The 1,971-nt window shown below is 36.7% G+C and carries 2 protein-coding genes and 2 pseudogenes; 3 read left to right on the top strand and 1 reads right to left on the bottom strand.

Annotation, left to right across the window (positions count from 1 at the left end):
• A pseudogene (locus H1P_RS33035) lies at positions 1-568 on the bottom strand (hypothetical protein); the annotation flags it as partial.
• Positions 569-972: 404 nt separating this feature from the next.
• Between H1P_RS33035 and H1P_RS33025 the strand changes: the two are divergent.
• The 3 genes and pseudogenes from H1P_RS33025 to H1P_RS33015 form a co-directional block, all read left to right on the top strand.
• Complete coding sequence (locus H1P_RS33025; RefSeq protein ID WP_144875678.1) at positions 973-1,188, top strand: hypothetical protein; 216 nt, start codon at positions 973-975, stop codon at positions 1,186-1,188.
• Positions 1,189-1,248: 60 nt separating this feature from the next.
• A complete protein-coding gene (locus H1P_RS33020) occupies positions 1,249-1,644 on the top strand; it encodes a Holliday junction resolvase RuvX (RefSeq protein WP_144875682.1) in 396 nt (131 codons plus the stop codon).
• Positions 1,645-1,810: 166 nt separating this feature from the next.
• Positions 1,811-1,971 (top strand): annotated as a pseudogene (locus H1P_RS33015) (superoxide dismutase [Fe]); the annotation flags it as partial.

The raw sequence follows: 1,971 nt of genomic DNA, 5'->3' as shown, positions 1-1,971 counted from the left end.
TTTTTTTGCTTCTGGCTTTTTTCTTTGGGGAAGTTGAGGGAAAAGATAAATCGGGAAAGTCCGCCAGATTATAAGTCCAACATTCAGGAGAGTCAGGTACACTAGCCCATAACCCAAAATCTGTTCCTTGTTCGAGAATTTGCTGAAGTTGAGCTTTTAATTGTGGCTGATACAAAGGAAATACCGCTAGCTTTTCGCCTACCTCTAAAGACAGATAGTCAAGACGTAACATCTTGCCCTTATTGGCTTTGAGAATTTTTTGTAGAGTTTTACTGAGTTCTTCCTTTGGGGGTAATTTTACCTCAGGAAGACTTTTTGTCTCTTCTTCTAATTCGGCGACTAATTCGGGAGCGTTTCCTGGGGATAGAGAAGATAGGGAGTCATACTGCCAAGAAGTATTCAGGCTAAAGCTATTAGCTGTCAGCAAAGCCTCGATTTGAGCTAGTTTAGAAGATGCGATCGCAGAAGACTGTTGATGATAGGCGATTAGCTGACGATAATAGGTCGCTAATTGGCTTAAAGCCTGTTCTGTCTCTGGTGCTGGTTTGGGAGGAGGTTCGAGCCACATAGGATAGTAACACTTAAGTATTAGTAATAATGAAACTTTGTTTATTTATTCGAGTAACTTTTTTGAGTATGCCTTTTGTTTTTACACTTATTACAATATAAAGGACATATTGTAGCGTAAGTCTCTCTCTCTACCTTTTGATTACAGCTTTTACAAACAAATTTGTAAATTCTTGTATGGATTGTGCGAGTATGAGCTTTGACGTGAACTTTCTTATTTGCCATCTTTGACTAGATTGATTAGAGATAAATTGGACGCTTTATTTTGATAGTATTGTGCATTGTAAAACTTATACGGTCACAAAAATTACCAAATTTATTGAGAGATATTGTTTATAGTCTTGCTGTTAAGTTATTTTGCATTTGATTATTGTTTCCAAATCACTCTGAAAACTTTTAATTTTTATGACCAGCGATCCTGACTATCCTAAAATTCTGCTTTCTTTTGACTATCGAGGCTTTAAAATCGAAATTGCCCGCGATCGATTCGCCAAACAAGATATTTACATGGCTTGGGTGAATCATCAGTATGGCTGTGCGATGGCTGTACCCCATGCTAAAAACGCCAGACTAGCAGTCAAAAAGGCAAAAAGATGGGTAGACAATAGAATCAAGCAATAAATAATGTTAACTTTTATTACCCATAATTATGTTTTACATTTCCGATATTGTACTTTAATTATGATTTTAGGCTTCGATCCAGGACGAGATAAATGTGGTGTTGCAATTGTCGATAGCGATCGCTCCATAATTTACCATCAGGTAGTAAGTTCGGACAATGCGATTGCAACTATTCGAGAGTTGACTACTCAATTTGCCATTGAATTAATTGTCATGGGAAATTTGACCACTGCTAAAAGCTGGCAACAACAGTTACAATCAGCCTTTGAATCGATAACAATCAAGATGGTAGACGAAAGAAACAGTACCTTAGAAGCCCGCGATCGCTATTGGCAAATGTACCAACCTCAAGGTTTACAAAGACTTATTCCCCAAGGCTTACGCCTACCCCCTCGACCTATTGATGACATTGTAGCTATTTTGTTGATTGAAAGATATTTATTATTGAACAGTTAATCTTTACCAATTGATGGTTCATTGTTTCTTCTATGAATAACTATTTACAATGAAATTAGGAATAGACTTAAAATCTCTCACGTGCTGCCAATCACTCTAATAACAGACAGTAATATTCCTGATTTTGCAAAAATATAATTTTTTAGCGAGAGGAGAACGAACACAAATGGCTTATAAATTACCATCTCTTCCTTACGATTACAAGGCTTTAGAACCATTAATTTCTAAAAGCACCTTGGAATTTCATCACGATAAACACCATGCTGCATATGTCAGTAAGTACAATAACGCAGTTCAAGGAACAGAATTTGATAGCAAATCCCTTGA

The sequence above is a fragment of the Hyella patelloides LEGE 07179 genome (assembly GCF_900659865.1).
In the GTDB taxonomy this organism is placed as follows: Bacteria; Cyanobacteriota; Cyanobacteriia; order Cyanobacteriales; family Xenococcaceae; genus Hyella; species Hyella patelloides.
The sequence above is the reverse complement of the archived record's forward strand: the minus strand, read 5'-3'. Positions and strand labels throughout refer to the sequence as shown.